Source organism: Streptomyces sp. AP-93, from assembly GCF_022808175.1.
In the GTDB taxonomy this organism is placed as follows: Bacteria; Actinomycetota; Actinomycetes; order Streptomycetales; family Streptomycetaceae; genus Streptomyces.
In genome coordinates this window covers 76,880-99,790 of record NZ_JALGBX010000011.1, presented here as the reverse complement: position 1 = coordinate 99,790, position 22,911 = coordinate 76,880, and the positions used below count along the sequence as shown (strand labels likewise).

21 protein-coding genes and 1 tRNA gene are annotated in these 22,911 nt (G+C 69.7%); 1 reads left to right on the top strand and 21 read right to left on the bottom strand.

The features are described from left to right. Positions 1-123: 123 nt before the first annotated feature. The 21 genes from MTF69_RS19665 to MTF69_RS19565 form a co-directional block, all read right to left on the bottom strand. Positions 124-939, bottom strand: coding sequence for a F0F1 ATP synthase subunit delta (locus MTF69_RS19665; protein ID WP_243336229.1), 816 nt, complete (start codon positions 937-939; stop codon positions 124-126). Further along, on the bottom strand, positions 936-1,469 hold the full coding sequence (locus MTF69_RS19660) for a F0F1 ATP synthase subunit B (RefSeq protein WP_279346005.1): 534 nt from the start codon (positions 1,467-1,469) through the stop codon (positions 936-938). Before MTF69_RS19660 ends, MTF69_RS19665 begins: the two co-directional genes overlap by 4 nt. Positions 1,470-1,519: 50 nt before the next feature. Then, the gene (locus MTF69_RS19655; RefSeq protein ID WP_243336227.1) at positions 1,520-1,762 is read right to left on the bottom strand and encodes a F0F1 ATP synthase subunit C; all 243 of its coding nucleotides are present in this window, start codon (positions 1,760-1,762) and stop codon (positions 1,520-1,522) included. A gap of 78 nt (positions 1,763-1,840) precedes the next feature. Then, positions 1,841-2,677 carry a F0F1 ATP synthase subunit A gene (atpB, locus tag MTF69_RS19650; protein WP_243336367.1) on the bottom strand — a complete coding sequence of 279 codons (837 nt, stop codon included), beginning with the start codon at positions 2,675-2,677 and terminating at the stop codon, positions 1,841-1,843. 211 nt (positions 2,678-2,888) lie between these two features. Continuing rightward, positions 2,889-3,326 carry a hypothetical protein gene (locus tag MTF69_RS19645; RefSeq protein ID WP_243336226.1) on the bottom strand — a complete coding sequence of 146 codons (438 nt, stop codon included), beginning with the start codon at positions 3,324-3,326 and terminating at the stop codon, positions 2,889-2,891. Between the two features lie 275 nt (positions 3,327-3,601). Continuing rightward, positions 3,602-4,936 carry an MraY family glycosyltransferase gene (locus MTF69_RS19640; protein WP_243336366.1) on the bottom strand — a complete coding sequence of 445 codons (1,335 nt, stop codon included), beginning with the start codon at positions 4,934-4,936 and terminating at the stop codon, positions 3,602-3,604. 104 nt (positions 4,937-5,040) lie between these two features. Beyond that, positions 5,041-6,273 (bottom strand): serine hydroxymethyltransferase, encoded by a 1,233-nt coding sequence (gene glyA / locus MTF69_RS19635; RefSeq protein WP_243336225.1) that lies wholly within the window; start codon positions 6,271-6,273, stop codon positions 5,041-5,043. A gap of 248 nt (positions 6,274-6,521) precedes the next feature. Further along, positions 6,522-7,154, bottom strand: a complete 633-nt coding sequence (locus MTF69_RS19630; RefSeq protein WP_243336224.1) for a protein-tyrosine-phosphatase — start codon at positions 7,152-7,154, stop codon at positions 6,522-6,524. Continuing rightward, a complete protein-coding gene (locus MTF69_RS19625) occupies positions 7,151-7,798 on the bottom strand; it encodes an L-threonylcarbamoyladenylate synthase (RefSeq protein ID WP_243336223.1) in 648 nt (215 codons plus the stop codon). Before MTF69_RS19625 ends, MTF69_RS19630 begins: the two co-directional genes overlap by 4 nt. A 73-nt stretch (positions 7,799-7,871) precedes the next feature. Then, positions 7,872-8,717 carry a peptide chain release factor N(5)-glutamine methyltransferase gene (gene prmC, locus MTF69_RS19620; protein WP_243336222.1) on the bottom strand — a complete coding sequence of 282 codons (846 nt, stop codon included), beginning with the start codon at positions 8,715-8,717 and terminating at the stop codon, positions 7,872-7,874. Between the two features lie 117 nt (positions 8,718-8,834). Then, entirely contained in the window at positions 8,835-9,914 is a 1,080-nt protein-coding gene (prfA, locus tag MTF69_RS19615) for a peptide chain release factor 1 (RefSeq protein WP_243336221.1), read from the bottom strand. A gap of 114 nt (positions 9,915-10,028) precedes the next feature. After that, the gene (rpmE, locus tag MTF69_RS19610) at positions 10,029-10,244 is read right to left on the bottom strand and encodes a 50S ribosomal protein L31 (protein WP_243336220.1); all 216 of its coding nucleotides are present in this window, start codon (positions 10,242-10,244) and stop codon (positions 10,029-10,031) included. 199 nt (positions 10,245-10,443) lie between these two features. Continuing rightward, positions 10,444-11,547, bottom strand: a complete 1,104-nt coding sequence (locus tag MTF69_RS19605; protein ID WP_243336219.1) for an LCP family protein — start codon at positions 11,545-11,547, stop codon at positions 10,444-10,446. A 355-nt stretch (positions 11,548-11,902) separates the two neighbouring features. Further along, positions 11,903-14,080, bottom strand: a complete 2,178-nt coding sequence (gene rho, locus MTF69_RS19600; protein ID WP_243336218.1) for a transcription termination factor Rho — start codon at positions 14,078-14,080, stop codon at positions 11,903-11,905. Positions 14,081-14,550: 470 nt separating this feature from the next. Continuing rightward, a complete protein-coding gene (thrB, locus tag MTF69_RS19595; protein ID WP_243336217.1) occupies positions 14,551-15,477 on the bottom strand; it encodes a homoserine kinase in 927 nt (308 codons plus the stop codon). A gap of 389 nt (positions 15,478-15,866) precedes the next feature. Next, positions 15,867-16,937, bottom strand: coding sequence for a threonine synthase (gene thrC / locus MTF69_RS19590; RefSeq protein ID WP_243336216.1), 1,071 nt, complete (start codon positions 16,935-16,937; stop codon positions 15,867-15,869). Positions 16,938-16,943: 6 nt separating this feature from the next. Continuing rightward, positions 16,944-18,242: a homoserine dehydrogenase gene (locus MTF69_RS19585; protein WP_243336365.1), complete on the bottom strand. Its 1,299-nt coding sequence runs from the start codon at positions 18,240-18,242 to the stop codon at positions 16,944-16,946. Positions 18,243-18,402: 160 nt separating this feature from the next. Next, positions 18,403-19,794, bottom strand: a complete 1,392-nt coding sequence (lysA, locus tag MTF69_RS19580) for a diaminopimelate decarboxylase (protein ID WP_243336215.1) — start codon at positions 19,792-19,794, stop codon at positions 18,403-18,405. 72 nt (positions 19,795-19,866) lie between these two features. Further along, complete coding sequence (gene nrtL, locus MTF69_RS19575; protein WP_243336214.1) at positions 19,867-20,880, bottom strand: ArgS-related anticodon-binding protein NrtL; 1,014 nt, start codon at positions 20,878-20,880, stop codon at positions 19,867-19,869. A 66-nt stretch (positions 20,881-20,946) separates the two neighbouring features. Then, entirely contained in the window at positions 20,947-22,161 is a 1,215-nt protein-coding gene (locus MTF69_RS19570; RefSeq protein WP_374323381.1) for an RNA-guided endonuclease InsQ/TnpB family protein, read from the bottom strand. A gap of 14 nt (positions 22,162-22,175) precedes the next feature. Then, a complete protein-coding gene (locus MTF69_RS19565; protein ID WP_374323434.1) occupies positions 22,176-22,646 on the bottom strand; it encodes a response regulator in 471 nt (156 codons plus the stop codon). Between the two features lie 106 nt (positions 22,647-22,752). Between MTF69_RS19565 and MTF69_RS19560 the strand changes: the two genes are divergently transcribed. Then, a tRNA-Arg gene (locus MTF69_RS19560) sits at positions 22,753-22,824 on the top strand. Positions 22,825-22,911 lie beyond the last annotated feature (87 nt).

Below are 22,911 nucleotides of genomic sequence, written 5' to 3'. Positions count from 1 at the left end.
CCTGCTCTCCTTGTTGGGCCTGAAGCTTCTTAGGGGTCTGGGGGCGACCCCCAGGAATCTTCTGCAAGTTCTGCACGGCCCAACCGGGCCGCTAGGAATGCTTCGTACTAATTGTTTGGCTGGTCAGCCGGCCATGCGGCGGGACGCCTCTGCGATGCGGTCCGCGATGGTGCCGTCGATGACCTCGTCGCCGACCCGCACCTGGATTCCGCCGAGGACCGTCGGGTCCACGTCGAGGTTCAGGTGCATCGGGCGGCCGTACAGCTTGGCCAGCACCGCGCCGAGACGCTGCTTCTGGACGTCGCTGAGCGGAACCGCGGTGGTCACGGTGGCGACCATGCGGCCACGACGCTCGGCGGCGACCTTCGAAAGGGACTCGAGGCCCGCTTCCAGGCTACGTCCACGCGGGTGCGTGACGAGACGCGTGACCAGCCGCTCGGTGACGGCGTTCGCCTTGCCGCCGAGCAGGCTGCGCAGCAGCTGGCTCTTGGCGGCGGCGGTGGCCGACCGGTCGGTCAGTGCTGCGCGCAGCTCGGTGCTCGAAGTGACGATCCGGCCGAACCGGAACAGCTCGTCCTCGACGTCGTCGAGGCCTCCGCTGCTCTGGGCCGCCGTGAGGTCGGCGGTGGCCGCCAGGACCTCGAGCGAGTCCACCAGGTCACGGGACTGCGACCAGCGGGACCGGACCATGCCGGACACCAGGTCGAGGGTTTCCCCGCCCACCTGGCCGCCGAGCAGACGACCGGCCAGCTCGGCCTTGGCCTCGCCGGACTGCGCCGGGTCCGTGATGACCCGACGCAGCGAGACCTCACGGTCGAGCAGCGCGGTGACGGCCGCCAGCTCGCCGGCGAGCTTCGCCGCGTCGACGGACGTGTTGTCCGTCAGCGCGTCGAGACGCTCGCGGGCGGTGGCCAGCGCGTCGCGGCTCGCTCCGTTCATCGGGCGGCCTCGGCCTTCTCCTCAAGCTCGCTGAGGAAGCGGTCGATCGTGCGGCTCTGCCGGGCGTGGTCCTCGAGGGACTCGCCGACAAGCTTTCCGGCCAGGTCGGTCGCCAGCTTGCCGACGTCCTGACGGAGAGCGGAAGAGGCGGCCTTGCGGTCAGCCGCGATCTGGGCGTGACCGGCAGCGATGATCTCCTCACGCTGCCGCTGGCCCTCTGCGCGCAGTTCTTCCTTGAGCGCAGTGCCCTGCTCCAGAGCGTCCTGGCGCAGGCGAGCGGCCTCGTGCCGGGCTTCGGCGAGCTGGGCCTTGTACTGCTCCAGAACGCTCTGAGCCTCGGTCTGAGCGGCTTCTGCCTTTTCGATACCGCCTTCGATGGCCTCGCGGCGCTCGTCCAGAACCTTGTTGATGTTCGGGAGGAGCTTCTTCGCGAGGAAACCGAAGACGATGACGAAGGCGATCAGACCGACGACGAGCTCGGGGATCGGCGGGATGAGAGGACTCTGAAGTTCCTCGGCCGCGAGAACCATGAGGTTCACATCAGTGCCTTTCGTCTAGTGGATGGTCGTGAATCCGAAGATCACACGCCGTAGACGAACGGCATGACCAGACCGATGAGGGCGAGCGCCTCACAGAAGGCGAAGCCGAGGATCTGGTTGGCGCGGATCAGGCCGGCAGCCTCAGGCTGACGAGCGAGGGCCTGGGTGCCGTTACCGAAGATGATGCCGACGCCGACGCCGGGGCCGATGGCCGCAAGGCCGTAACCGATGGAGCCGAGGGAGCCGGTGACGCCTTCGGCGGCGATGGTCTGGAGAGCGGACATGCCGGTTCTTCCTTCTCTTTCACGGACCCGGTGGGGGTTGGCCACCGGACGACATAGTGGTTTGGGGGAGGGCTTGACTCAGTGGTGCTCTGCGAGCGCGCCCTGAATGAAGCTGCAAGCCAGGAGGACGAAGACGTACGCCTGGACAGCCTGGATGAAGAGCTCGAAAGCGGTCATCACCAGGACCATGACGAACGAGACGCCCGCGTAGGCGATCCCGATGCCGTTCAGCAGGTACCAGCTGGCGATCGTGAAGAGCAGCAGCAGGGTGTGACCGGCGAACATGTTCGCAAACAGCCGGACCGCGTGGGTGAACGGGCGCACCAGGACGTTCGAGAAGAACTCGATGACCATGACCATCGGCAGAACCGGGCCGAGCGACTTGTCGTAGCCGGTCAGGTTCTTGAAGCCACCGACGAAGCCGTGACGCTTGAACGTCACGCTCATCCAGATCACGTAGACGATCAGGGCGAGGCCCGCCGGGTACGCGATGATCGCGGTCACCGGGAACTGGGCGAGCGGAACGATCGACCAGAGGTTCATGATCCAGACGAAGAAGAACAGCGAGACCATCAGGGGGACGTACTTCTCGCCCTCCTTCTTGCCCAGCGTCTCGTAGACGATGCCGCGGCGCACGAAGTCGTAGCCGGCCTCGGCGACCATCTGCAGCTTGCCCGGGACGACCTTCGGCTTGCGGAAGGCGGCCCAGAAGAAGGCGACGATGACGACCGAGCCGAGCAGGGCCAGCAGCATCGTCTTGTTGAAGTACGCGCTGCTGTCACCGTCCCCGAAGATCGGCTCGAACAGGAACGAGTGCAGGCCGGGAGCCGGGAATCCACAACCGTCGAAGATGTGGCAATCGGTCTCGAAGGCGAGCACCGTCGTCGGGTCAGCACTCACCGCGGGCTCCTTCAGCGTGGCGCATAGGTACGGCAACCTCGTTGTGTCGGCGCGGCGGACAGCCGCTGTTCGGCACTGGACTGGTGTAACGGATGTGGGGGCGGCGGTCAGGCATCGAGCCTCGCGATGGAACAGGCGTCAGCTTCAGATGCCCGCGCCCGCATTGCCACAGTTGAAACCGGACGATAGCAGCATCCCGAACGCGCACTTATTCCGCCCCTACCCCTCACGACTTCTGACCCGAATTTCCGGGCTTGTCGCCCTTCATCGAGTCAGGTTCGACGTAGAGGATCTTGGCCTTCATATGAGCACGCGCCTGTGCGCCGATCCACACCAGGGTGGCGACGACGAGCGTGATGGCGAAGGCCCGGGGGTTAAACAGGGTCGTGTTCTTGAACACGGCGAGAAAGACGAAGAGCAGCAGGATCTGAGCCGTGTAGAGCATGAGCCCCATGGCCTGGAACAGGTGCGGCATTGATTTCGCCGTGCGCTGCAGTACGAGGAATCCGATGCCCATGAACAGCATCACCACCACCGTCGCGACGACGGCGCCCAGGGCCCCCTTGCCACCGGCGACGATCCCACTGATGACGGCGGCGAGAGCGCCGGCGACAGCCGTGGGAACGGCGGATTGCAGAAGGGATCGGACGTCATCTGACCGCATGGCGGTTTGCTCCGCGTGGTGGTGGGGGCACAGGAACTCGTACAGGACGAGCGTAAGCCCGGTCCGAGTGAGTACCTCGGGCCAATGGGCCGTCGCACTACGGCCCTTCGGCTCTGTCGCCGGGTTTAGTGAACGGTATCACAAAGTATTTGATGAGAGCTTTACTCGGAGGGTGTGCGGACTGTCACACATGAGAGTGACCCTGCGCGTGTGTGCGCGACAACCAAGTGTCTTGTCTGGTATAGGACGTTCATGTCCGACATGCGTGCCGCGCGTCAGCGCGAGGACCCCGCCTTGCGCCGGTCGGGGAAGCGAGAGCGGGGGCCGATGGCGGTCGCCCCGTTGACGCCGGACACGCCCGCCGCGATCGGCCGGGCCGGCTCCGGCTCCGCCGCCGCATCGACCTGCAGGGTCGCCTCGGCGGCCCGTTCCGCGTGCCGGTAGCGCGGCGGGACCAGCCGCTCCGCCCACCGCGGGGCCCGGGGGGTGAAGCGCGGCAGCAGGAGCAGCAGCAGGCCCACGGCGCTCAGGGCGGCGATCGCCAGCACGATCCACATCGAGGCGGAATGCACCGAATACGCCACGGTGCCGAAGGCGATCAGTCCTGACCAGAAGTACATGATGAGCACCGCCCGGCTGTGCGAATGCCCGAGCTCCAGCAGCCTGTGGTGGAGGTGCCCGCGGTCCGCCGCGAAGGGCGACTGGCCCTTCCAGGTGCGCCGCACGATGGCCAGGACCAGGTCCGTCATCGGGATCGCGATGATCGTGAGCGGCAGGATCAGCGGGATGAAGACCGGCAGCATCGCGTGGGTCGCGTTGCGCTCGCCGCCCGCGAAGAGCGCCATCGTGTCCGGGTCCACCTGTCCGGTGACGGAGATGGCGGCGGCCGCCAGCACCAGGCCGATGAGCATCGATCCGGAGTCGCCCATGAAGATCCGGGCGGGGTGCATGTTGTGCGGCAGGAAGCCGAGGCACATGCCCATCAGGATGGCGGCGAAGAGCGTCGCGGGCGCGGCCGCCTCGATCCCGTAGCCGAACCAGATCCGGTACGCGTAGAGGAAGAACGCGCAGGTCGCGATGCAGACCGTGCCGGCGGCGAGGCCGTCGAGGCCGTCCACGAAGTTCACCGCGTTGATGGTGATCACGACGAGGGCCACGGTGAGCAGGTTGCCCTGCCACGGGGTGAGCAGGACCGTCCCGATGCCCGGGACCGGGATCCACAGGATGGTCAGGCCCTGCATGACCATCACTCCGGCGGAGATCATCTGTGCGCCGAGCTTGATCAGGGCGTCGAGCTCGAACTTGTCGTCGAGGACGCCGACCAGCCAGATCAGGGCCGCTCCGGAGAGCAGGGCCCGCGGCTCGTTCGACAGCTCGAATACGCCATTGAGGTTCTGCAGGTGGTCCGCGACGAGCAGGCCGGCGCACAGTCCGCCGAACATCGCGATGCCGCCGAGCCGCGGAGTGGGCTCCCGGTGCACGTCCCGGGCGCGGATCTCGGGCATCGCGCCCACGGCGATCGCGAACTTCCGCACGGGCCCCGTGAGTAGATAAGTCACCGCGACCGTGACGCAAAGCGTCAGCAGATATTCACGCACGGGCTGCCCCAGATGTATCGCCGGCCATCTCAGCCCCACACACTAGCTGCGAAGTACTCACTGTCGGGGACGCGCAGGGGCCGTATCCCGGTTGCGGTACGGCGCTCTTGCCCCGCTTAAACCCCATACGGCGGAAAACTGACCACCAGCTCGTTGACGTCCCTACGGATCTTCGCCGGCTCCCCGCCGCTCAGCGCGGCCGTGAACAGCGCGGCGATCCGGCCCATCTGCTCCTCCCCCATGCCCTGCGTGGTCACCGCCGCGGTGCCGAGGCGGATCCCGCGCTGGTCACCGTAGGGAAGGGCACAGGTGTCCAGCACGATCCCGGCGGCGGCCAGCCGGCCCCGGGCTCCCTTGCCGTCGAGGCCCAGCGGTGCGGGGTCGGCGGTGATCAGGTGGGTGTCCGTCCCCCCGGTCGTGACCGCGAACCCGCGGGCGGCGAGCGCGTCGGCCAGGGCGCGGCCATTGGCGACGACCCGGTGCGCGTACGAGGTGAAGGCGGGCCCGGCGGCCTCGCCGAAGGCCACGGCCTTGGCGGCGATGGTGTGCATCTGCGGGCCGCCCTGGGTGAAGGGGAACACCGCCCGGTCGATCCGCTCCGCGAACTCGGCCCCGCACAGGATCATCCCGCCGCGCGGACCCCGGAGCACCTTGTGTGTGGTGGCCACGACGATGTCCGCGTAGGGCACGGGGCTGGGCGCGGCCCCGCCGGCCACGAGCCCGATGGGGTGGGCGGCGTCGGCGATCAGGAAGGCCCCGACCTCGTCGGCGATCTCCCGGAACACGGAGTACTCGGGGTGCCGCGGGTAGGAGATGGACCCGCACACGATGGCTTTCGGCCGGTGCTCGTGCGCGAGCCGCTGCACCTGGGCGTAGTCGATGAGCCCGGTCTCGGCGTCCACTCCGTACCCGACGAAGTCGAACCAGCGCCCGGAGAAATTGGCGGGCGACCCGTGGGTCAGGTGTCCCCCGGAGGTGAGCGCCATGGCCAGCACGGTGTCCCCGGGCCGCAGCAGCGCGGCGTACGCGGCGAGCACGGCGGCGGATCCGGAGTGCGGCTGCACGTTCGCGTGCTCGGCGCCGAAGAGGGCCCGGGCCCGCTCGACGGCGATCTGCTCGGCCAGGTCGGCGTACTCGCAGCCGCCGTGGTGGCGGGCGCCGGGGTACCCCTCGGCGTACTTGTTGGCGAGCGGCGATCCCAGTGCGGCGAGCACGGCGGCAGAGGTGAAGTTCTCGGCGGCGATCAGCTGCAGCCCGGTCGCCTGCCGCTGCCGCTCCCCGTCGAGGACGTCGGCCATCTGCGGATCCTGCTGGCGCAGCAGGTCCAGGGGCTGGGTGATGACGCTCATGGCGCGACTCCAGGGGGGTACCGCATACCGGGTACCAGCCACTGTAGGCCGAGGCCACGCATCGCGCTCTGCGACGGGCGAGGTCGGCTGCTTGCCGGCGCCATCAGCCAAATCCAGCCCGACCGGGCAAATTCAGCCTCGCCGGCGTTTGAGGCGCGGGGTCCGGGGCGGAGCCCCGATCTTTCAGCCCCGCCGGCGTTTGAGGCGCGGGGGTTCGGGGGCAGCGCCCCCGACAACGGCGCCGCAGGTCAGCGGGAGGTCTTGACCCCGGTCAGCGCGGTGACCACCGGCTCCAGCGCCTGGTTGATCTCGTCGCCGATCGACCGGAAGAAGGTGATCGGCGCCCCGTACGGGTCGTACACCTCATCCGCGTCCGGCGAGGGGGCCAGCAGCCACCCGCGTAGAGCAGCGGCGGCACGGACCAGCGCGCGGGCCCGCTCCACCATCCCGTCCTCCAGCGGCGGCAGCGTCGCCGGGTCTATCGCCCGGACCAGCCGGGTGAACTCCTTCAGGGTGAAGGTGCGCAGCCCCGCGGAGTGCCCCATCGAGATCACCTGGGCGCGGTGGTCGCGGGTGGCGGTCAGGACCAGGTCGGCGCGTATGACGTGCTCGTCCAGGAGTTCCCGGCCGGTGAAGCCGGAGGCGTCCGCCCCGAAGTCGGCGAGCACGGCGGCCGCGTTGGCCTCCATGGGCGCGCCCTCGTGGCCCCAGGTGCCCGCGCTCTCCACGATCAGGTCGCCGGTGACGGGGCCGCCGAGCCGGTGGGACAGCGCGTGCCGCGTCAGCCGCTCGGTGATGGGCGAGCGGCACACGTTGCCGGTGCTGACGTGGAGTATGCGGAAGGTGTTGTCCCCGGCTATGCCACGCCCCTCAGGGCTCACGGAGCCACCTCGAGGTCGGGCACGACCTCCCGCAGCTGCGCGGCGGTCAGTGCCCCCTCGCGCAGCAGGACGGGAACCTTCCCGGTGACGTCGACGATCGACGAGGGCAGGGTGCTCGGGGTCGGCCCGCCGTCCAGGTACACGGACACGGAGTCGCCGAGCATCTCGCGCGCCGCGTCGCAGTCCTCGGGCGCCGGGTGTCCGGTCAGGTTCGCCGAGGACACCGCCATCGGGCCGACCTCGGTCAGCAGCTCGATCGCGACGGGGTGCAGGGGCATGCGTACGGCCACGGTGCCGCCGGTCTCGCCCAGGTCCCACGCCAGCGAGGGCTGGTGCTTGGCGACGAGCGTCAGACCGCCCGGCCAGAAGGCGTCGACGAGCTCCCACGCCTGCTCGGAGAAGTCGGTGACCAGGCCGTGCAGGGTGTTCGGGGAGCCGATGAGGACGGGGGTGGGCATGTTGCGGCCGCGCCCCTTGGCGGCGAGCAGGTCGCCGACGGCCTCGGCGCTGAAGGCGTCCGCGCCGATCCCGTACAGGGTGTCGGTGGGCAGCACGACGAGCTCGCCGCGGCGTACGGCGGAGGCGGCTTCACGCAGGCCCGTCTTGCGGTCCGTCGCGTCGTTGCAGTCGTATCGCCGGGCCATCAGCGGGCCTCCTCGTGCGGCAGGGGGGTGGCGGAAATGCGCGCGGTGACCGAACCGATCATGACGGGGCCGGTCACGGCAGGGCCTTGCGCGCGGTCGCGAAGCGCGGGCGGTTGTTGAGGTCGGGGTGGTCGGCGGCGTCGGCCCAGCCCCGCTCCTCGGCGAAGATCCACGGGACCTGTCCGCCCTGGGTGTCGGCGTGCTCGACGACGACGATGCCGCCGGGCCGCAGCAGCCGGTGGGCGGTGCGCTCGATGCCGCGGATGGTGTCGAGGCCGTCCTCGCCGGAGAACAGCGCCATCTCGGGGTCGTGGTCGCGGGCCTCGGGGGCGACGTACTCCCACTCGGTGAGCGGGATGTACGGCGGGTTGGAGATGACCAGGTCGACCTGGCCGTCCAGCTCGGGCAGCGCGCTCAGCGCGTTGCCCTGGTGGACGGTGACCCGGGAGCCCTCGGCGTTCTTACGGGTCCACCGCAGGGCGTCCTCGGACAGCTCGACGGCGTGCACGCGCGAGCGCGGCACCTCCTGCGCCATGGCGAGCGCGATGGCGCCGGAGCCGGTGCAGAGGTCCACGATCAGCGGTTCGACGACGTCCATCGCCCGGACGGCCTGTATGGCCCAGTCCACGACCGACTCGGTCTCGGGCCGGGGCACGAAGACCCCGGGCCCGACCTGGAGCTCCAGGTAGCGGAAGAAGGCGCGGCCGGTGATGTGCTGGAGCGGCTCGCGCGCCTCGCGGCGGGCGACGGCCTCCCAGTAGCGGGCGTCGAAGTCCGCGTCCTTGACGTGGTGGAGTTCCCCCCGCTTGACGCCGTGCACGAAGGCCGCGAGCTCCTCAGCGTCGAAACGCGGTGAGGGCACGCCGGCGGCGGCCAGCCGCTGGGTGGCCTGGGCCACCTCGGCAAGCAGCAAGTTCACGCTGGTCCTCCGGGCTGCTGTCGTACGGGGGGTGGTGCGGGGTCCTACGGGGTGGTGCGGGGTCCTACGGGGTGGTGCGGGGTCCTACGGGGTGGTGCGGGGGTCCTGCGGGGGAATTCAGTGCGCGGACGCGAGCTTGGCGGCGGAGTCCGTGTCGACGCAGGCCTGGATGACCGGGTCGAGGTCTCCGTCGAGCACCTGGTCCAAGTTGTACGCCTTGAAGCCCGTCCGGTGGTCCGAGATCCGGTTTTCCGGGTAGTTGTACGTACGGATCTTCTCGGAGCGGTCCACGGAGCGCACCTGGCTGCGGCGCACGTCGGAGGCCTCCTGCTCGGCGGCTTCCTGGGCGGCGGCCAGCAGGCGCGAGCGCAGGATGCGCATCGCCTGCTCCTTGTTCTGGAGCTGGCTCTTCTCGTTCTGGCAGGAGGCGACCACACCGGTCGGGAGGTGCGTGATGCGCACGGCCGAGTCGGTGGTGTTGACGGACTGGCCGCCGGGGCCCGAGGAGCGGTACACGTCGATGCGGAGGTCGTTCATGTTGACCTCGACCTCCACCTCCTCGGCTTCCGGGGTGACGAGCACGCCGGCGGCGGAGGTGTGGATGCGGCCCTGGGACTCGGTGGCCGGCACGCGCTGGACGCGGTGCACGCCGCCCTCGTACTTCAGGCGGGCCCAGACGCCCTGGCCGGGCTCGGTGGCACCGTTGCCGCCCTTGGTGCGGACGGAGACCTGGACGTCCTTGTAGCCGCCGAGCTCGGACTCGGTGGCGTCGATGATCTCGGTCTTCCAGCCCACGCGCTCGGCGTAGCGCAGGTACATGCGCAGCAGGTCGCCGGCGAACAGGGCCGACTCGTCACCGCCCGCACCCGCCTTGACCTCCAGGAGCACGTCCTTGTCGTCGCTGGGGTCGCGCGGAACGAGCAGCAGGCGGAGCTTCTCGGTGAGCTCTTCGCGCTGTGCGGTCAGTTCCTTGACCTCTGCCACGAAGTCCGGGTCGTCGGCCGCGAACTCCTTCGCCGTCTCGATGTCCTCGGCGGACTGCTTCCAGGCACGGAAGGTCGCGACGATCGGGGTCAGCTCCGCGTAGCGCTTGTTCAGCTTGCGCGCGTTGGCCTGATCCGAGTGGACCGAAGGGTCGGCGAGCTTCTTCTCAAGATCGGCGTGCTCGCCGATCAGTTCCTCGACCGCCTCGAACATCGGGGGCTCCTGAAGATGGTGAATGTGAAGAAAAGGGCTGCGGGACGAGAAAGGCGCCGGTCCGGCTGCCCCCGTGCGAACAGGGTGCAGCCGGGGTCCGGCGCCTGAGGCTCGCTACTTCTGTGCAGCCTTGCCGAAGCGGGCCTCGAAGCGGGCCACGCGGCCACCGGTGTCGAGGATCTTCTGCTTGCCCGTGTAGAACGGGTGGCACTCGGAGCAGACCTCGGCTCGGATGGAGCCTTCGGTCAGGGTGCTACGGGTGGTGAACGACGCGCCACAGGTGCAGCTGACCTGGGTCTCGACGTACGTGGGGTGGGTATCGCGCTTCAAGGTGTCTCCTAGATTCGGGAGGGCGCCGGGTCGCAGGAGCCGAATTGCGCGCTGCGTGAACCGGGGCCGACAGACCAGTCTGCCAGGACCGGGCTGCCTGTCAAAATTCTGAGGACGCCTCCCTCAACGGCGGGGGTCCGGCATCTATTCCACGGCCCGGCGGAACCGGTCCGGGAACCGTCCGACCAGGCGGTTCGGGCTACTGGACGACCGTACCGGCCGTGCCCTTGTCGCCGGCCGAGTTCGCGGTGGCCGCGGCGGGGACCGCCTGGTCGGCCAGCAGGGCGTCCCAGACCATCTTGGACTCCTTGGTGAGCGGGACAACCCGGTTGCGGTCACGGATGTCCCCGGTCACCGGCAGGGTGATCATCTGCATGTTCTCGGGGGTGATGCCCTCCAGGCCCTGGGCGAACCCCATGAGGGACTTCACGTCGCCGAGCGCCTTGTCCGTGGTGATGGCCTTGGTGGCGGTGTCGGCGACGTCGAGCAGCTTCTTCGGGTTGTCGAAGACGCCGATGGTCTTGACCTGCTTGATCAGCGCCTTGATGAAGGCCTGCTGCAGCTGTATTCGGCCCAGGTCGCCGCCGTCGCCGACGCCGTGACGGGTACGGACGAGGCCGAGGGCCTGCTCGCCGTTCAGCCTGTTCTTCCCGGCGGGCAGGTCGAGGTGGCTGTAGGCGTCCTTGATCGGCTTGGTGGTCGTCACCTCGACGCCGCCGAGCTTGTCGATGATCTCCTTGAAGCCCGTGAAGTCGACTTCGAGGTAGTGATCCATGCGGATCCCCGACATCGTCTCGACGGTCTTGACCGCGCAGGCGGCCCCGCCGATGGTGTACGCCTCGTTGAACTGCCTGCGTGAGCTGCCCGGGTCGGTCTTGCCGTTGGGCATGGTGCAGGAGGGCATGGCGATCATGGTGTCGCGGGGTATCGACACGACGGTGGCCTTGGTGTGGCCCTCGTTGAGGTGGACGATCATCGCCGTGTCGGAGCGTGCGGAGCCGCCGTCGTCCTGGCCGTACTTTCCGTTGTCGCCGCCGCGGGAGTCGGATCCGAGGACCAGGATGTCCATCGAGCCGTTGTCCACGTTCTGCGGGCGGTCCGTGCCGAGGACGGCGTCGATGTCGACCGTCTTGATGTTGCCGTTGAACTTGAAGTAGAAGTAGCCGAGCCCCGCCCCGCCCAGGAGGACCACGCCCGCTGCGGTCCACGCGGCGATGACGACGGCCCGGCGGCGCGCGGCCGGCTTCCGTCGGCGTCGGCCCGCCGCGGCCTTGCGGCCGTGCCCCCTGTTGTCCTGGCTCATGCTCTGCTCTGCCCGTCTGTGGTCGGCCCGCTTCCCCGTTCCCTCTGACAGAGACGGCCGGACACCGCCCAGGGTTCCACGGCCGCCTGTGCGTCCCGTGTGCGTCCCGACCCGTACTGCCCAGGCGCCCGGCCGGGGCGAACACCCCGTGACCCCGCGCCTACCTGCGGTTTCCCCCTACGCGTGGGGTGACCGGCCGGGGCCGCGCGGGGTACGGAGTGTGGCAAAGGTCGCACCTGTGCACGAAGCCCCGTAGACCGCCGGGACCCCCGTACGCCCCGTACGACGCGACCGCCCCCGTCGCGGGTGCGGCGGGGGCGGTCGGCGGTCACGCAGGTGGTGCTACGGGGAGACGTCAGTCGTCGTTCTTGCCCGACGGAGTCGTCTTCGCGATCTGCATGAGGAACTCGGCGTTCGACTTCGTCTGCTTCATCTTGTCGAGGAGCAGCTCGATGGCCTGCTGCGAGTCGAGCGCGTGCAGCACCCGGCGCAGCTTCCAGGTGATGGAGAGCTCCTCGCTGTTGAGCAGGATCTCCTCCTTGCGGGTGCCGGACGCATCGACGTCCACCGCCGGGAAGATGCGCTTGTCGGCGAGCTTCCGGTCGAGCTTGAGCTCCATGTTGCCGGTGCCCTTGAACTCCTCGAAGATCACCTCGTCCATGCGCGAGCCGGTGTCGACCAGCGCGGTGGCCAGGATGGTCAGCGAGCCGCCGTCCTCGATGTTGCGCGCGGCACCGAAGAAGCGCTTCGGCGGGTACAGCGCGGTCGAGTCGACACCACCGGACAGGATGCGGCCGGAGGCGGGGGCGGCGAGGTTGTACGCGCGTCCCAGGCGGGTGATGGAGTCCAGCAGGACGACCACGTCGTGGCCGAGCTCGACGAGACGCTTGGCGCGCTCGATGGCCAGCTCGGCGACGGTGGTGTGGTCCTCGGCCGGGCGGTCGAAGGTCGAGGAGATGACCTCGCCCTTCACCGACCGCTGCATGTCGGTGACCTCTTCCGGACGCTCGTCGACCAGGACGACCATCAGGTGGCATTCGGGGTTGTTGACCGTGATCGCGTTGGCGATCGCCTGCATGATCATCGTCTTGCCGGCCTTCGGCGGCGAGACGATCAGACCACGCTGGCCCTTTCCGATCGGTGCGACCAGGTCGATGATCCGGCCGGTCAGCACGCCCGGGTCGGTCTCCAGGCGGAGCCGGTCCTGCGGGTACAGCGGGGTCAGCTTCTGGAACTCCGGGCGGCCGCGGCCGGATTCGGGCGCCATGCCGTTGACGGAGTCCAGGCGCACGAGCGCGTTGAACTTCTCGCGGCGCTCGCCGTCCTTGGGCTGCCGGACGGCGCCGGTGGTGTGGTCGCCCTTGCGCAGACCGGCCTTGCGGACCTGGGCGAGGGAGACGTACACGTCGTTCGGGCCGGGCAGGTAGCCCGAGGTCCGGATGAACGCGTAGTTGTCGAGGATGTCGAGGATGCCCGCGACGGGGATCAGGACGTCGTCGTCGGCGACCGGGGTCTCGACCGGGGCGAACTCGTCGCGCCCGCGACGGCCACGACGGTCGCGGTAGCGGCCGCGACGGCCGCGACGGCCGTCCTCGTCGAAGTCGTCCTGCGGGCCGTTGTCCTGACGGTCCCGCTCCTGACGACCACCCTGCTGGCCCTGGCCCTGACCCTGGCCGCGGCCGCCCTGCTGGCGGTCCTGACGGTCGGTCCGGTCCTGACGGCCGCCCTGCTGGCCCTGGCCCTGGCCCTGGTTCTGGCCCTGACCCTGGCCCTGGCCCTGACCGGCCTGACCCTGACCCTGGGCGCCCTGGCCCTGGTCGTCGGCCTTGGCACCGCGCTCACGGCGCTCGCGGCGGCCGTCGGCACGGTCGTTGCCCCGCTCGCGGCGGTCGCGACGGCCGCGGCCCTCGCCGTCCTGGCCCTGGGCCTGGCCGGCAGGGGCGGTGGCGGCCTCGGCCTTCGCCTCGGCCTGTGCGGCCGGAGCGACGGTCTCGGACTTCTGCTCCACCTGTACGGCGGCGGCGGGGGCCGAACCCTCGGGGCTGCCGGAGGGGGCGGTGGCGCGCCGGCGACGGCGCTCGCCGACCGGAGCGTCCTCTCCCCCGCGCTCGGCTTCGCTCGCGCGGGAGGGGCCCCCTGCGGGCTGGCCCGGGATGTCGATCTGGGCCTGCGCGGCGGTCTTCTCGGCGGGCGCCTCGGCGGCGGCCTCGCCCGTACGGGCCTTGCTGGTGGCTCGGCGCTTCGGCTTGGTCTCGCCGGCGTCGGCGGAAGCGGCGGCGGGCGCGGCGGCCGCGGCCTTGGGGGCGCTGCTTCCCGCCTGCGCCTCCTTGATGACCTCGATCAGCTGGCCCTTGCGCATCCGCGCGGTGCCCCTGATGCCGAGGCCCGACGCGACCTGCTGGAGCTCGGCCAGGACCATGCCGTCAAGGCCGGTGCCGGAGCGGCGGCGCTTGGTCGGCGCGGCGCCCTCGGCGGGGGCACTGGTGTCGACGTTGGTGTCGGCAGCGCCCATCAGATCGGTGGTGTCGCTCACGAAGGGTCCTTCCCTGGAGCGGACGTCGGCCTGTCTGGCTCGGCGACCGGTTGTGCTGTCCGACGGCAGTCTGTGACTTGATGAGGCACGGAATGCAGCCGGGGCGGTGGTCCGCCGATAGAGATACGGCGGAGAGAAACGTGCATGTGCGTGGGTGGTTCCGGCGAGAAGCCCCCGAGCTGGAAGCGTGGGAATATCACGCCGATTCCGGAGCGTGCTCGAAACTGCTGGCAGCGATCAAAGCAGTCGGGGAGGCTCCCGGAAGAAAGGTGGTCCCTGATAGGGACACTGAGCACCAAGCCATGGCGGCTTCGGATGCGCACTTGAGACTAACACTACCGGATCCAACAGACATTCCCCCTCTCCATCACCGGCGATCGAGCCCGTCCGCGCGGGCTCCGCACGGGCTCCGTGCGGGCGGCCTGCCCTGGCCGCCCGCCCCTGGCCGGCTGTGTCCTCTACTGCACGGATCAGCCGCCCTGGGTTCCCAGCGGAAGTACGCTCGCGCCCGCGGCGTCGAGTGCGAGCCGGTTGGCCGCCCACCCCTCGCCCGCGAGCCGTGCGACCTTGTCGGCCGCACCGTTGTCGACCAGCGCGAGGACCGTGGGGCCCGCGCCGGAGATCACCGCGGGGATGCCGTCCGCCCGCAGCCGCGCCACGAGCGCCACGCTCTCCGGCATCGCCGGGGACCGGTACTCCTGGTGGAGACGGTCCTCGGTGGCCGGCAGCAGGAACTCGGGACGCCTGGTCAGGGCCTCTACGAGCAGACCCGCGCGGCCCGCGTTGACGGCCGCGTCCACGTGCGGGACGGTGCGCGGCAGCAGGCCGCGCGCGGTCTCCGTCAGGACCGGCTTGGAAGGTACGAAGACCACCGGAACGATGGAATCGGCGGGCTCCATGCGGATCGCCTTGGCGCTGCCGCCGTCCATCCACGCGAGGGTGAAACCGCCGAGCAGACAGGCGGCGACGTTGTCGGGGTGGCCCTCGATCTCGGTGGCGAGCTCCAGCAGCGCCGTGTCGTCGAGCTTGGCCTCTCCTCCTATGGTCACGGCGCGGGCGGCCACGATGCCCGCGCAGATCGCGGCGGAGGAGGAGCCGAGGCCGCGGCCGTGCGGGATGCGGTTGGCGCAGACGACCTCGAGGCCGCGCGGCTGGCCGCCCAGCAGGTCGAAGGCGGTGCGCATGGAACGTACGAGGAGGTGGCTCTCGTCCCGCGGGAGGGTGTCGGCACCTTCGCCCGCGATGTCGATGTTCAGGCCGGAATCGGCCACGCGTACGACGACGTCGTCGTAGAGCCCCAAGGCCAGCCCGAAGGCGTCGAAGCCCGGGCCGAGGTTGGCACTGCTGGCGGGAACGCGCACCCGTACGGCGGCGGCGCGGAAGGCGGGACCGGCCATCTTCCGATGACACTCCTTGTGACTGTGCGAGACGGGATCTTCACTGGCTCGCTGTGAATGTACTGGAGAACGTACGACACCCGAAGGCCCTGTGGGCAGCACCGCGGACATATGCGCGGCGGCGGATGTAAGTACAGCCTATCGAAGGAAGGTTCTTCTCCGACATAGGGCGCACAGCAGGCGCACGATGCGTGTCGTGGGATCCTGCCGGTCCGGTCGGTTTTCCGCCGCGATATCTGGCGGGTTTCCGTAGGTTTATGTGCCGTACAGCCCGAGTTGCCGGATTCCTCAGCCTTCGAAAGACTTCCGGAATCCGGCACTCGGTTACTGCGGTACCGCTGGGAGCCATGGCCGGCCGTACTTCCGGACGGCCGGCCCGCGGCTCCCGGTCAGACGAGACCGAGGCGGATGGCGGCGGCCTCCGCGTCGACCGGAATGGTGACCGGCTGCGGAGCTCCGGCGACCGCCCAGTCGGGGTCCTTCAGGCCGTTGCCGGTGACGGTGCACACGATCTTCTGGCCGGGGTCGACCAGGCCGAGCTCTGCGGCCTTGAGCAGGCCGGCCACGGACGCAGCCGAGGCGGGCTCGACGAAGACGCCCTCCTGAGCGGCCAACAGGCGGTAGGCGGACAGGATCTGGCGGTCCGTCACCTCGTCGATGAAGCCGCCCGACTCGTCCCGCGCCTGCAGGGCGTAGTCCCACGAGGCGGGGTTGCCGATACGGATCGCGGTGGCGATGGTGTGCGGCTCCTTGACGACCTCGCCGCGCACGATCGGCGCGGAGCCGGAGGCCTGGAAACCCCACACGCGGGGCGTACGGGAGGCCAGGCCATCGGCCTTGTACTCCTTGAAGCCCTTCCAGTACGCGGTGATGTTGCCGGCGTTGCCGACGGGCAGCACGTGGATGTCGGGGGCGTCGCCGAGCGCGTCCACGATCTCGAAGGCCGCCGTCTTCTGGCCCTCGATGCGTACCGGGTTGACGGAATTGACCAGCGCCACCGGGTAGTTGTCGGACAGCGCGCGGGCCAGATCCAGACAGTCGTCGAAGTTGCCGTCGACCTGAAGGATCTTGGCGCCGTGCACGAGCGCCTGGCCCATCTTGCCGAGCGCGATCTTGCCGCGGGGCACGAGGACGGCGCAGACCATCCCGGCGCGCACCGCGTAGGCGGCGGCGGAGGCCGAGGTGTTGCCCGTGGAGGCGCAGATGACGGCCTTGGCGCCGTCCTCCTTGGCCTTGGTGATCGCCATGGTCATGCCGCGGTCCTTGAAGGACCCGGTGGGGTTGGCCCCCTCGACCTTGAGGTGTACCTCGCAGCCGGTGCGCTCGGAGAGCACCTGGGCGGGGACGAGGGGAGTGCCGCCCTCGCGGAGCGTGACCACCGGAGTCGTGGCCGTGACCGGCAGGCGGTCCCGGTACTCCTCGATGATGCCGCGCCACTGGTGGGTGCGATTGCTGCTCATGGGTCCTTACTCCCCTTCAACACGCATGATGCTGGCCACACCGCGGACGGTGTCCAGCTTCCGCAGCGCCTCGACGGTCCCCGAGAGGGCGGCGTCGGGCGCACGGTGAGTGACGACGACGAGGGAGGCCTCGCCGTCTTGAGCTTGACGACCTTGCTGGCGGACGGTGTCGATCGAGACGCCGTGCTCCGCGAAGGTGGTCGCCACCTGGGCGAGTACGCCCGGCTTGTCCGCCACATCGAGGCTGATGTGGTAGCGGGTGACGACATCCCCCATGGGGCTGACCGGCAGCTGGGTGTACGCCGACTCGCCCGGCCCCTTTGCCTCGGCGAGCTTGTTGCGGCAGACGGCGACGAGGTCGCCGAGGACCGCGGACGCGGTCGGCGCGCCGCCCGCGCCCGGACCGTAGAACATGAGCCGCCCGGCGGCCTCCGCCTCGACGAACACCGCGTTGTAGGCCTCGCGGACGGAGGCGAGCGGGTGGGTCAGCGGGATCATCGCCGGATGGACGCGGGCGGTGACGGACTCGCCGTCGGCGGCGCGCTCCAGAATGGCGAGGAGCTTGATGGTGCAGCCCATGCGCTTGGCCGACGCGAAGTCGGCGGCGCTGACCTCGGTCATGCCCTCGCGGTAGACGTCGTCGAGGCGCACCCGGGTGTGGAAGGCGATGCCGGCCAGGATCGCGGCCTTGGCGGCGGCGTCGTAGCCCTCCACGTCGGCGGTGGGGTCGGCCTCGGCGTACCCGAGGGCGGTGGCCTCGTCGAGGGCCTCCTGGTACCCGGCACCGGTGGAGTCCATCTTGTCGAGGATGAAGTTCGTCGTGCCGTTGACGATGCCCATCACCCGGTTGATCTTGTCGCCCGCGAGGGACTCGCGCATGGGACGGACCAGCGGGATGGCGCCGGCGACGGCGGCCTCGTAGTACAGGTCCAGCCCGGCGGCCTCGGCGGCGGCGTGCAGCGCGGCGCCGTCCTGGGCGAGCAGCGCCTTGTTCGCCGAGACGACGGAGATGCCGTGCTCGAAGGCGGTGGTGATCAGGGTGCGGGCCGGCTCGATACCGCCGATGACCTCGATCGCGACGTCGATGTCGCCGCGTTTGAGCAGCGCCGTCGCATCGGTGGTGACCAGGGCCGGGTCGATGCCCTCGCGCACCTTGGAGGGGCGGCGCACGGCCACGCCCGCCAGCTCGACGGGCGCGCCGATCCTGGCCGTCAGATCGTCGGCGTGCGTCGTCATGATGCGGGCAACTTCCGAGCCGACCACTCCACAGCCCAGCAGCGCCACCTTCAGCGGACGCGTACGCATCATTCGACCTACGCCTTTCGATCTTCACATCAGTACCTGTTGCGCGGTTTGCACCCCAGGTGGAACCAGTCTCACTCAATGGACAACAGTTTCCACCCTCGGTCCATTGAGTGAGACACCTATTCGGGGGTCTCGGGGCCGTCCCCCAGAAGATTGCGCATCAGCCGACATCGAGACGCAGGAGATCCTCCTCCGTCTCCCTGCGGACGATGACGCGCGCCTGGCCGTCACGCACGGCGACGACCGGCGGGCGGAGCACGTGGTTGTAGTTGCTCGCCATGGACCGGCAGTACGCGCCGGTCGCCGGGACCGCGAGGAGGTCTCCGGGGGCGACGTCGGCGGGCAGGAACGCGTCCTTGACCACGATGTCACCGCTCTCGCAGTGCTTGCCCACGACGCGCACGAGCATGGGCTCGGCGTCCGAGGTCCGGGAGACGAGGCTGACCGAGTACTCGGCGTCGTAGAGGGCCGTCCGGATGTTGTCGGACATCCCGCCGTCGACGGAGACGTACGTCCGCAGGCCCTCGAGCGGCTTGATCGTCCCGACCTCGTAGAGGGTGAAGGCCGTCGGCCCCACGATCGCCCGTCCGGGTTCCACGGAGATGCGCGGGGCGCGCAGGCCGGCCGCCTCGCACTCGCGGGCGACGATCTCGTGGAGGGCCTTGGCGATCTCGTGCGGCTCGCGCGGGTCGTCGGCGGAGGTGTAGGCGATGCCCAGCCCGCCGCCGAGGTCGATCTCGGGCAGCTCCACCCCGTGCTCGTCGCGCACGGCGGCGAGGAGGCGTACGACGCGCTTGGCGGAGACCTCGAAGCCGGCCATGTCGAAGATCTGCGAGCCGATGTGGGAGTGGACGCCGAGCAGCTCGAGGCTGTCGTGCCCCAGCGCGCGCCGTACGGCCTCGGCGGCCGACCCGTCGGCGACGGCGATCCCGAACTTCTGGTCCTCGTGCGCGGTGGCGATGAACTCGTGGGTGTGCGCCTCCACGCCCACGGTGACGCGGATCTGCACGGGCTGGCGTACGCCGAGCTCGCGGGCGATGTGCGCGACGCGGGCGATCTCCTGGAAGGAGTCGAGCACGATCCGCCCGACGCCGGCCTCGATGGCGCGGGTGATCTCGCCCGTCGACTTGTTGTTGCCGTGGAAGGCGATCCGGGCGGCCGGCATCCCGGCGGCGAGCGCGGTGGCCAGCTCCCCGCCGGAGCACACGTCGAGGTTGAGCCCCTCCTCCTTGAGCCACTTCACGACGGCCTTGGAGAGGAACGCCTTGCCGGCGTAGAAGACGTCGGCGTCCGGCCCGAAGGCGTGCGCCCAGGCGCGGCAGCGCGCCCGGAAGTCCTCCTCGTCGAGGAAGTAGGCGGGCGTCCCGAACTCCTCGGCGAGCCGGGTCACTTCGATCCCGCCGACGGTGACGACCCCGTCGCCGTTCCGGCCGACCGTCCGTGCCCAGACCTTCTCGTCGAGCACGTTGAGGTCGGCGGCCGGCGGGGAGTAGTGACCCTCGGGCAGGACGTCGGCGTGGCGGGGCCCGGCGGGGTGTGCGGAACGGCTCATCTCGTCATTCTCTCTTCGCAAATCATCCGGATCGCAGGCGAATCACATCGGATCACACGCGTGTCACGGGCTTCACAGGTGGTGGTCGAACGCGTCCGCGTCCATACCGAGCAGGGCCAGGCCGCCGGCCAGCACCGTCCCGGCGGCTTCGGCAAGGGCCAGCCGGGCACGGTGGGCGGCCGAGGGTTTCTCGTCCCCCTTGGGCAGGACCTGGTACTGGAATTCGAGCAGGGCGTCGGCGATCACGACGAGCTGCCGGACGAGCCGCTCGGGCGCACGGTGGTGCGCGGCGGCTTCGAGCACGAGGGGGTGGTCACGAAGGGCCGCGAGCAGGGCGGCGGCGCCGTGCACCTCTCCGGGCTTCCCTCCCAGCTCCCCGGGATCGCCATGGAACCCCAACTGCCCGGCGTTGCGGGTCAGCGCACGCGCCCGGGAGTGGGCGTACCGCACCCGGAAGAACTCGCTCGACTCGTCCTGGACGAGCAGCCCCGAGGGAAACACGGGGGTCTCGTGCCCGGGAACGGACAGCATCGCCCAGGCGGCGGCGTCGGACCCGTACGCCGCGACCACATCCCCGTCCCGCTTGGCGACGGGGGCGACGCGGTCGGCGACGGTACGCTCCCCCTCCCACTCCACCCCCTGGATGCTCGCGATCCGCCGCACGGCCGCGTGCACGACGCACTCGCGCAGGGCCCCGACGGGCACATCGGTGAACTCGGGGGTCTCAGACCCACCAGAGGCGAAGCCGTAGAGCTCCCCACCCACCCGAATGCCCCGTACGAGCTCCCCAACGGAACTCTCGGCGAGTACGAAGTTCAGGAACCCGGCGCCGGTGATCTCCACACGCTCGATCCCGGGCAGGCCCGCCAGCCGCAGGGCCAGCACCTCGGCCACTCCACGGGGCGCGACTCCGGCCCCCTTCGCCACACCGAACGCGACGGGCGAGGCGTAGTCCCCCACTCCCCCGGGCCGAGTCCGCTCGACGACGACCCGCTCGGGCACGACCACACCGGCGGGCAGCTCCCCGTCCTCGACGGCGCGGCGCAGGGCGCACACGACGGAACGGGAGAGGTCGACGGGGGTCACGAGACCAGCCTAGGGGAGAAGCCCCCACGTCACGCGAACGGTTTCGCCATTTGAAACCTCCCCTCCCTAGAGGGAGGGGATTCCTGGCTCACGTCGGCTGTGGACCGGCGGCCCATCAGCTCTTACACGATCAGCACCAGCCGGGTTGAGACCAGCCCGGACGAGCATCACGCGGGCGGAGTTCTTGTCTCTGGGGGAGACGGCTCCGCACACATTGCACGTATACGTTCGCATCGAGAGGGGCAGTGCGTGCTTGGTTCTCGCTCCGCACCGTGCGCAGTCCATGGTGGTGTGCGCGGGGTGGACAAGGTACAGCTCACGGCCGTGTTTCCGAGCCATGTGGATCAGTGCGTGTTTGGTCGCGCCGATCGCCGCGTCGGCGGCCTTCTTCGCCAGGGTGGACTTGGCGAGGAACTTCGGGCGAAAGTCTTCGACCGCGAGCCTGTCGTGATCCCGGACCACCGACTTGGCCCACTTTCGGCCCGTGTCCTCACGCTGGCGTGCAATCTTCTTGTGGAGTTTCGCGGTCTGCTGCTTCGCCTGCCGGTAGCCCATCGATCCGGCCTGTCCCCGCTTCGGTTTGCGGCGGGCCATCATCCGCTGGTAGCGGGCCAGGCGCTGGGCGGCATTCTTGCCGTGCTGCGCGTGAGGAAGGTCGTGGGCATCGCTGGTGGTGGTCGCGGTCTCCTTGACACCCCAGTCGATGCCAATGTCCCGGCCGGTGGCGGGCAAGGCCTCTGTGACGGTGGGGACGACGAAGCTGGCGTACCAGTGCCCGAGGCTGTCCCGGTAGATCCGCACGCTGGTCGGGCCCTTGGGAAGATCCCGCGACCACACCACGGTAAGGACGATCCCGCCCGCCAGATACAGCCGGCCATCCTTCAGCCGGAAACCGCGCTGGGTGTAGTTCAAGCTCGGGTCGGCCTGGTTCTTCTTCTTGTACTTCGGCATCCCGGCCCGCTGCCGCATCGGCAGCCGGGCCCTGACATCCTTGAGCGCCTTGGCGCGAGACTTGCCGAAGTCCCGGATGAGCTGCTGCTGCGGAACACTGCTGCCCTCACGCAGCCACACGTTCGCAGTGCGGGCCCCGGTCAGCATCTTGTCGAGCCTTGCCGGACCGCACTTCTCGTCCTCGGCATGAGCCTTCTTCGACCGGGCCGTGCACTCGTTCCAGATCCACCGGCACCGCGCCCACTCGGCTTCCAGCGCGACGCGGGCACTCGACGACAGACGAAGCCGATAGGCGTACCGGGCATACCCGGCATCCTCGACGGCAGTCAACCGGGGAGCGGAATTCATCCCCTCCCTCTCCCGGCGGGAGCGCCCTTCCGCTCTCTCCGGTCGCGGCGCTCGATGAGGCGGTGCACGACGCGCACCAGCTCCGCGGGCTCGAAGGGCTTGGCGAGGAAGGCGTCCACGCCGGCGGCGATCCCGGCCTCGACCTCGTTCTGCGTACAGGCGCTCACGATCGCAACGGGCAGATGCCGCGTCCTCGGGTCGGCCCGCAGCTGCGCGGCGGCCCCGAACCCGTCCAGGCGAGGCATGACCACATCAAGGGTGATCACATCGGGCAGCACGTGATGAACGACGTCCAGGCATTCGGCACCATCGTTCGCGGTCACGACCTCGAAGCCCTCCAGCTCGAGATTGACCTTGATCAGCTGCCGGATGACCTTGTTGTCGTCGACAACAAGCACCCGGCCCGAGGCGCCTGACACAACTCGAGAGTAGGTCCGCCCCGGCCCCCGCGTCCGGGTTTTTGCCACTTCCACCCCCACCGGGCGACCCACGTCCCCCTCCCCGCCAATCCGTTCCTGATCACCGCCGGGAAGCTGGTAGTGTTCAACCCGTCGCAGCAACACCAGCGACAGCGCCCCCGTAGCTCAGGGGATAGAGCAACGGCCTCCGGAGCCGTGTGCGCAGGTTCGAATCCTGCCGGGGGCACTTCGCAAGAAGTGCCGACGAACCCCGCCACCAGCAAGATCGCTGGAGGCGGGGTTTTCTTTGTAGGGGGCAGAGCAGCCATGCGAT

What these genes read in the sequence shown, in the direction of transcription:
- MTF69_RS19665 (WP_243336229.1), bottom strand. Translation starts at nt 939, where the DNA reads ATGAACGGAGCGAGCCGCGACGCGCTGGCCACCGCCCGCGAGCGTCTC.
- MTF69_RS19660 (WP_279346005.1), bottom strand. Translation starts at nt 1,469, where the DNA reads ATGGTTCTCGCGGCCGAGGAACTTCAGAGTCCTCTCATCCCGCCGATC.
- MTF69_RS19655 (WP_243336227.1), bottom strand. Translation starts at nt 1,762, where the DNA reads ATGTCCGCTCTCCAGACCATCGCCGCCGAAGGCGTCACCGGCTCCCTC.
- MTF69_RS19645 (WP_243336226.1), bottom strand. Translation starts at nt 3,326, where the DNA reads ATGCGGTCAGATGACGTCCGATCCCTTCTGCAATCCGCCGTTCCCACG.
- glyA (WP_243336225.1), bottom strand. Translation starts at nt 6,273, where the DNA reads ATGAGCGTCATCACCCAGCCCCTGGACCTGCTGCGCCAGCAGGATCCG.
- MTF69_RS19625 (WP_243336223.1), bottom strand. Translation starts at nt 7,798, where the DNA reads ATGGCCCGGCGATACGACTGCAACGACGCGACGGACCGCAAGACGGGC.
- prfA (WP_243336221.1), bottom strand. Translation starts at nt 9,914, where the DNA reads ATGTTCGAGGCGGTCGAGGAACTGATCGGCGAGCACGCCGATCTTGAG.
- MTF69_RS19605 (WP_243336219.1), bottom strand. Translation starts at nt 11,547, where the DNA reads ATGAGCCAGGACAACAGGGGGCACGGCCGCAAGGCCGCGGCGGGCCGA.
- thrB (WP_243336217.1), bottom strand. Translation starts at nt 15,477, where the DNA reads ATGGCCGGTCCCGCCTTCCGCGCCGCCGCCGTACGGGTGCGCGTTCCC.
- thrC (WP_243336216.1), bottom strand. Translation starts at nt 16,937, where the DNA reads ATGAGCAGCAATCGCACCCACCAGTGGCGCGGCATCATCGAGGAGTAC.
- MTF69_RS19585 (WP_243336365.1), bottom strand. Translation starts at nt 18,242, where the DNA reads ATGCGTACGCGTCCGCTGAAGGTGGCGCTGCTGGGCTGTGGAGTGGTC.
- lysA (WP_243336215.1), bottom strand. Translation starts at nt 19,794, where the DNA reads ATGAGCCGTTCCGCACACCCCGCCGGGCCCCGCCACGCCGACGTCCTG.